We start from the raw sequence: 7,101 nt of genomic DNA, 5'->3' as shown, positions 1-7,101 counted from the left end.
CCCCGCGCCGCCACGGGCACGGCGCGGGCGGTCCGGCGGGGCCGGCGCGCCGATCGATCTGTCCGTCGGACCGCTGGTCAAGGATGGTCAGATCAACGCGCCCTACTCGACGCGCACCACCATCCGGGGCGTCAGCGAGGACTATGAGGGCGAGATCGACCGCTGGATACGCTCACATATGTACTATCCCGAGGACGCCGCGCGAAACGGCGAGGACGGGCCGTCGTCGGTGCATGTGGTTCTCGACCGCAGCGGCCACGTAAAGGCGGTGCGCCTGACCGGGCAGTCCGGTTCCTATTCACTCGATGCCGCCACGACCGGCATGTTCCGCAACGCACAATTGCCGCCGGTGCCGCCCGACATGAAGGGCGATCACTTCGATATCGATCTGACGATCAACTACATCCTGATCCGGCGCTGATCCGATCGCGCGAAGAAGCAGAAAGGCTGGCTCCCGCAGAGTGCAGGGCGGCGATCGCAACCCGAACGGAGCCTCCGCGTTTGGGTCTCACATCGTCAACGAATCAAGGAGCGCATTACCATGTCCACTCCCAGCCCCCTGAAATCCGCCAAGCACATCGGCGACTTCGTGACCGGCGCGCAATACGACCAGTCCGGCCTGACATCGTCGCTGCATGAATACCTCCACGGCGTCGGGCACGAACCTTTCCACGAACACGCCCGCACGGCCGGTCTGGAGCAGGAGGTGAAAAGCTGGTCCACATCCGACAGCACAGAGATCACCACCGAGGACACGGTACGGGCCCTGCTGCCGAAAAGCGCCATCGACCATTTCGCGCATGAAACAGGCCTGACCGAGAACGCAGTCGTGACGACGCTTCAGGAAGTGTTGCCCAAGGCCGTCCGACGGATGGCGAAACGGCACGAGGAAGTCTGATCCGATCACACGGAGCGCTCTGGCGCTCCGTTTTTTTCTCATCCCCGCTGACGAAAGACAGCGGGGCCCGACCGGACGACCTGATCAGGCGGGTGCGCCGCCTTCAAAGGCGACCTGCTCGAGCGGCAGGCGGTCGGACGGTGCTTCCCGGCCCTGCAGATACTCCGGGAGGGTTCCCTTGTCGCCCTGCTTGCCGATTGCAATCGCGGTGAGCACCGTGACGTCCGCCCCAAGTTTCAGGCCGGCATGCGCCGCAGCGGCATCGATGCCGCTCATCGCATGCGCGGCCCAGCCCTCGTGCGTCGCCTGGAGCATCACCTGCACCGCTGCGGCCCCCGTGTCGTAGGCATGGGTGGGCGCATCGACAGGGTCGGTGGCTTCGGGCGGCACCATCGTGTTGCGCGAGGCGACGAACACCAGCGCGGCGGCGTTGCCGGCCCATGACTGGTTGAACGGAATCAGCCACGACAGAAACGACGACCATGCCGGCGTGCCGCGCAGGGCGTAGAAAAAGCGCCACGGCTGCGAGTTGTAAGCCGACGGGGCCCAACGCCCGGCCTCGAGAAAACCCAGCAGTGTCTGCGCATCCAACGTATCGGGGGCGAATGCGCGCGGCGACCAGCGGTCGACGAACAGCCGGTTGACGGAGGGTGCGGTGGCGCGCTCGGGAGCGTTGGTCATGGACGGAACCTCTTTCTCTCATGGGCAGACAGACGACAGGCATGATACCGTGCGGCAGCAAAAGCCGGGGCCTATCCGGCGCCATGTCGCCCTCCGGGCCTCTGTCCAGATCACACGGCGCTTGATTTTGGTCAACGCGCACGCCGACCGGACGGCTCTATGGTGGGCGTTCACAGAGGGAGCCGTGATACCCCGATGCCACCGTACTCAGCCGAGGCCGGCGCTGTTCTGGCACTGAACGCCGGTTCGTCGAGCGTCAAATTCGCCGTGTATCCGGCCGGCCCCGAAGCACGCCCACTCGCACGCGGCGAGGTCGAAATCGGCGGCGCGCGGCCTGGCTTCGTCGCCTACGACCGCGACGGGAAAACGATCGCACAGCAGTCGGCCCAGGACGACGGGGATGCCGATCGGGGCTCCATGCCGGGCATCAAGGCCGTGATGGACTGGCTGGACACGTTCATGGGCGACACGCCCCTGCTGGGCGCCGGGCACCGCGTCGTCCATGGTGGAGAGCGGTTCACGGCCCCCTGTGTCATCACGGATCAGGTGCTTGCGGCGCTCGATACTCTGACGCCGCTTGCTCCCCTTCACCAGCCGGCCTCCCTTGCACCGGTGCGGGCCCTGCGTGACCACCGGCCACAGTTGAGGCAGGTCGCGTGTTTCGACACGGCCTTTCACGCGCACATGCCCGACGTGGCGCAGCGCCTCGCCCTGCCGCGCACGATCACCGATCAGGGTGTGCGGCGATACGGGTTTCACGGCCTGTCCTACGAGCATATCGCGCGGCGCCTGTCGGACATCGCGCCCGCACTGGCCAAAGGACGCACGATTGTCGCCCATCTGGGCAGCGGCGCCAGTCTGTGCGCGCTCCGTGACGGGAAAAGCATCGACACGACCATGGGTTTCTCGGTGCTCGACGGTCTGGTCATGGGCACGCGCTGCGGGCATCTGGACCCGGGCGTCACGCTCTATCTGGCCCAGGCGCTGGGCTATGATCACGATCGGCTGCAGCACCTTCTGTATCACGAATCGGGGCTGCTGGGCGTCTCAGGGCGGTCGGCCGACATGCGCGATCTTCTGGCCCACCGAGATGATCCGCCTGTGATGCAGGCGCTCGACCTGTATATCTATCGTCTCGCACGAGAGGTCGCGGGGCTGGTGTCCGCTCTTGATGGCCTCGATGGTCTGGTCTTTACCGCCGGGGTCGGCGAACATACCCCTTATGTGCGCGCGCGTCTGTGCGCGGCATTGGGCTGGCTGGGCGTTCGCCTCGACACGCAGGCGAACGACCGGAGCGCGCCCACGATCAGCGCCGCCGACAGCGCCGTGCAGGTGCGCGTCGAACCGGCCGACGAGGAAGACGTCATTCGCCGCTGCGTTCTGCAGCAGATCGGCTGAGCGCGACACGCGCGGCCCAGACGCATTTCATGAAGGAGCTTGAGATGAGCCAACCCGTTGCCGACAAGGCCCTGGAGGCACAACCGCTTTCCGCGGACGACGTCCGGGCGTTCAACCGCTGGTGGCATGCGGCGAACTACCTCTCGGTCGGCCAGATCTATCTGATGGGCAATCCGCTGCTGCGTGAGCCGCTGCGTCTGGAGCACACCAAGCCTCGGCTGCTGGGACACTGGGGCACCACGCCGGGACTGAATTTCGTCTATCTGCACCTCAACCGCATCATCCGCGCACGCGACACGGACGTGATCTTCATCGCCGGGCCGGGCCACGGCGCGCCCGGCGTGGTCGCGAGTACGTACCTCGAAGGTACCTACACGGAATATTTTCCCGAGATCACGCAGGACGAATCCGGGATCGGCAAGCTGTTCAAACAGTTTTCCTTTCCGCGCGGCATTCCGAGCCACGCCGCCGCGACCACGCCGGGTTCGATTCATGAAGGGGGCGAACTGGGGTATTCGCTGTCTCACGCCTATGGCGCGGCCCTGGACAACCCCGATCTGGTCGTGGGTTGCGTCATCGGCGACGGCGAGGCCGAGACCGGGCCGCTGGCGACGTCATGGCACAGCAACAAGTTTCTCGATCCCCGCCATGACGGCGCGGTTCTGCCGATCCTGCACCTCAATGGCTACAAGATCGCCAACCCGACCGTGCTGGCCCGTATCCCGCAGCCCGAACTGGCCGCCCTGCTGCGTGGCTATGGGTATGAGCCCCTGTTCGTCGAAGGGCACGAGCCCGACGTGATGCATCAGAAGATGGCGGCCGCGATGGACGTAGCGTTCGATCGTATAGCGTCGATCCAGAAGGCCGCTCGCGAAGACGGCGATACCACCCGTCCGACATGGCCGATGATCGTCCTGCGCAGCCCCAAGGGCTGGACGGGCCCGAAGACGGTCGACGGCCTGCGCACCGAAGGCTACTGGCGTGCGCATCAGGTGCCGTTCTCTGACCTGACGGCGCCTGGCCATCTCCAGCTTCTTGAGGAATGGCTGCGCAGCTATCACCCCGAAGACCTGTTCGACCAGGAGGGACGTCTGCACGCCGATATCGCGGCACTGGCGCCGACGGGTGCGCGACGCATGAGCGACAATCCGCACACCAACGGCGGAATTCTCAAACGTCCTCTCAATCTGCCCGACTTTCAGGACTATGCCGTCGCGGTCGAAGCGCCGGGCCGCACGATCGGCGAAGCCACGCGCGTGTTGGGCACGTATCTGCGCGACGTGATGAAGAATTCGGAAAAGCACCGGAATTTCCGTGTGCTCGCGCCGGACGAGAACAACTCCAACCGCCTCAATGCCGTACTGGACGCAACCCCTCGTGCCTGGGAAGCCGAGACGGTCGATTACGACGACCATCTGGGCGAAGGTGGCCGCGTGATGGAGATCCTGAGCGAGCACACCTGCCAGGGATGGCTCGAGGGCTATCTGCTGACCGGCCGCCATGGCTTCCTGTCGTGCTACGAAGCGTTTATCCACATCGTGGATTCCATGGTCAATCAGCATGCAAAATGGCTGAAGACCGCGAAGGAAGTGCCGTGGCGCCGTCCGATCGCCTCGCTCAACTACCTGCTGACGTCGCATGTCTGGCGGCAGGACCATAACGGGTTCAGCCATCAGGACCCCGGCTTCATCGATCATGTGCTGAACAAGAAGGCCGACGTGACGCGGGTGTATCTGCCACCGGACGCCAATACCCTGCTGTGGGTCGCCGATCACTGCCTGCGCAGCTACGACCGCATCAACGTCATCGTGGCCGGCAAGCAGCCGGAGCTTCAGTGGCTGGACATGGACGCGGCGATCAAACACTGCGAGCAGGGCATCGGGATCTGGGAGTGGGCGAGCAACGACAAGGAGTCCGAACCCGACGTGGTCATCGCCTGCGCCGGTGACGTGCCGACGGTCGAGGCGCTCGCGGCGGTCAAGCTGCTGCGCGAGCACGTGCCCGACCTCAAGGTGCGCTTCATCAACGTCGTCGATCTGCTGACGCTGCAATCGAAGCAACAGCATCCCCATGGGCTGGAGGACGCCACGTTCGATGCGTTGTTCACCACCGACAAGCCGGTGATCTTTGCCTATCACGGCTATCCGCAGCTGATTCACAAGCTGATCTACAAGCGCTCGAACAGCCGCAACTTCCATGTCCACGGCTTCCGGGAAGAGGGCTCGACCACCACGCCGTTCGACATGGTGGTACGCAACAACCTCGACCGCTTCCATATCGTCTCGAACGTGATCAAGCACGTGCCCGGGCTCCAGAGCCGTGCGGCATATGCTCAGCAGGCGATCAACGACAAGCTGATCGACCATGTGACGTTCATCACGAAACACGGGCGCGATCTGCCGGAAATCGAAGACTGGCGCTGGTCGTAACCGGACTCCCTCCTCCCGTTCGCGGGAGGGGGACCCTACGCCGCCTCCCCCGGACGCCCCCACCCCAGACCACCGGCGCTGATCGCCAAGACGATCACCAGTCCCGTCGCCGCGCATACGCAACCGGCGGCAAAGACCGCCGGATACCCGAACGACGTCGCCACAAGCCCTGTCACCGGGCCTGTGAGGCCATAGGCGATGTCCTGAAAGGCCGCCACCGCGCCCAGAGCCGTCGACCGTATATGGGCCGGAGTGTGTTGAACCACCACGACGCCCATCGATGGAAACACCATCGAGCACCCCGCCCCGGTCAGCGCCGTACCCACGAGTGCCACGATGGCATCGGGGGCCAGGAACAGTGTCGCCTGCCCCAGCGTCTCCACCGTCAACGACACGATGGCGACGCGAAAACCACCATAGAGCGTCGGCGTGTGTCCGGCGAAAAGTCGGACGATCACGAAGCCGATGCCGAAAAAGGACAGGGCGATGCCCGTGCCCGGCCAGTGGTGGTCTGAGAAATCAAGCGCGATGAAGGCACCGATCGCGGCATAGCCCACGCCCTGCAGCATCACGACCGCACCCGGCTGCCAGATCCGCAGAACGACGCTGAAAAACGACTGGCGTTCGCCGCGCACCGGCGGCACGCCCCGGACGGGCCATGCCAGCGCGATGGACATCAACGGCAGCAGCGCCGCGACAGCCCCGACCAGCGCCAGCCCGCCATGGTGGTAGAGCCAGAAGCCCACAGGCGCGGACGCCGCGACCGAGCCGTACATGGCCATGCCGCACCACGCCAGAACGATCGACGAGCGCGCACTGCCCACCAGCGCGATGCCCCAGCCGAGCATCGCGACGATCAACTGGCTCTCGCCCAGTCCCAGAATAAGCCGCCCGACCAGCAGGACCGCCAGCCGCCCATGGCCGCCCAGAGGCAAAAGCCCCGCGGCCAGCATCGTCGCCCCAGAGACCGCGCACAGGACCATGCCACGCAGCATGACACGCCGCGCGCCGGTCTGATCCGCTTCGCGCCCTGCCAGTCCGCGCGTCAGAACAGTGGCCAGGAACGAGATCCCGATCACGCTGCCCACCACCAGATTACCGAAGCCGAGCGCGTCATGAACGTACAGCGGCAGCACCGGCAGGGGCATCCCGATCGTCATGAACGTCAGGAAGACGCAGACCGCCAGTCTTGCAAGGGCGCGCAGGGCGGGATCGCCGCGCAGCGACGGACGTGCCGTCATCCGGGTTCCCCGCCCGGATCACCGGGCACACCATACGAAGGCGCGGCATCGGGGTTCAGGGCCCGGGTGACGTAATCGTGCATCTGGGGCGCCCAGAGATCCCACAGCCCCGACAAGGCATCGATCGGATTTCCCTCCGTCCAGTCTACCCGAAGATCGGCGATGGGCCATGCTTCCGTCGCTACGACCACCAGTCCGGCGGAATGCACGGGACCGGCTTCTCCGCCGGCAGCCAGCCCGGCACGCATCGCGCCGAGCACGCGCGCGCCCAGTTCATCCGCCGGGTCTGCGTTCGCGAACGCCATCACCATCGCGTCGGGAACGGCGGGGGACGCCAGCATGTTGCCCGCCGCGACGACACCCGGACCACGGGCGGATGCATTGATGCCGAGCGAGCGTTCCCCCGACCATTGCGCGACGCCACCGTGCCGGTCGACGACCAGCAACTGTCGGA

The 7,101-nt window shown here is 65.6% G+C and carries 7 protein-coding genes; 4 read left to right on the top strand and 3 right to left on the bottom strand.

Annotated elements, in window-relative coordinates:
• Together HUK82_RS13180 and HUK82_RS13175 are read left to right on the top strand one after the other, a co-directional pair.
• Positions 1–421 (top strand): energy transducer TonB (locus HUK82_RS13180; protein WP_176614401.1); only part of this gene is annotated, 421 nt, incomplete at its 5' end.
• A 120-nt stretch (positions 422–541) separates the two neighbouring features.
• Entirely contained in the window at positions 542–898 is a 357-nt protein-coding gene (locus HUK82_RS13175; protein ID WP_176614400.1) for a YidB family protein, read from the top strand.
• A gap of 84 nt (positions 899–982) precedes the next feature.
• Here the strand turns inward: HUK82_RS13175 and HUK82_RS13170 are convergent, their stop codons facing one another.
• Complete coding sequence (locus HUK82_RS13170; protein ID WP_176614399.1) at positions 983–1,579, bottom strand: nitroreductase family protein; 597 nt, start codon at positions 1,577–1,579, stop codon at positions 983–985.
• 195 nt (positions 1,580–1,774) lie between these two features.
• Here HUK82_RS13170 and HUK82_RS13165 point away from each other — a divergent pair, with 195 nt between their 5' ends.
• Together HUK82_RS13165 and HUK82_RS13160 are read left to right on the top strand one after the other, a co-directional pair.
• A complete protein-coding gene (locus HUK82_RS13165) occupies positions 1,775–2,977 on the top strand; it encodes an acetate/propionate family kinase (RefSeq protein ID WP_176614398.1) in 1,203 nt (400 codons plus the stop codon).
• 44 nt (positions 2,978–3,021) lie between these two features.
• Entirely contained in the window at positions 3,022–5,406 is a 2,385-nt protein-coding gene (locus HUK82_RS13160; protein ID WP_176614397.1) for a phosphoketolase family protein, read from the top strand.
• A 35-nt stretch (positions 5,407–5,441) separates the two neighbouring features.
• Here HUK82_RS13160 and HUK82_RS13155 read toward each other — a convergent pair whose 3' ends face one another.
• Both HUK82_RS13155 and HUK82_RS13150 read right to left on the bottom strand, forming a co-directional pair.
• Positions 5,442–6,647, bottom strand: coding sequence for an arabinose transporter (locus HUK82_RS13155; protein ID WP_176614396.1), 1,206 nt, complete (start codon positions 6,645–6,647; stop codon positions 5,442–5,444).
• Positions 6,644–7,101, bottom strand: a 458-nt coding sequence (locus HUK82_RS13150; protein ID WP_176614395.1) for a DUF1028 domain-containing protein, incomplete at its 5' end; no start/stop codon positions are given. The genes HUK82_RS13150 and HUK82_RS13155, both read right to left, overlap by 4 nt.

The organism is Ameyamaea chiangmaiensis, from assembly GCF_013376175.1.
GTDB lineage: Bacteria > Pseudomonadota > Alphaproteobacteria > Acetobacterales > Acetobacteraceae > Ameyamaea > Ameyamaea chiangmaiensis.
The sequence above is the reverse complement of the archived record's forward strand: the minus strand, read 5'-3'. Positions and strand labels throughout refer to the sequence as shown.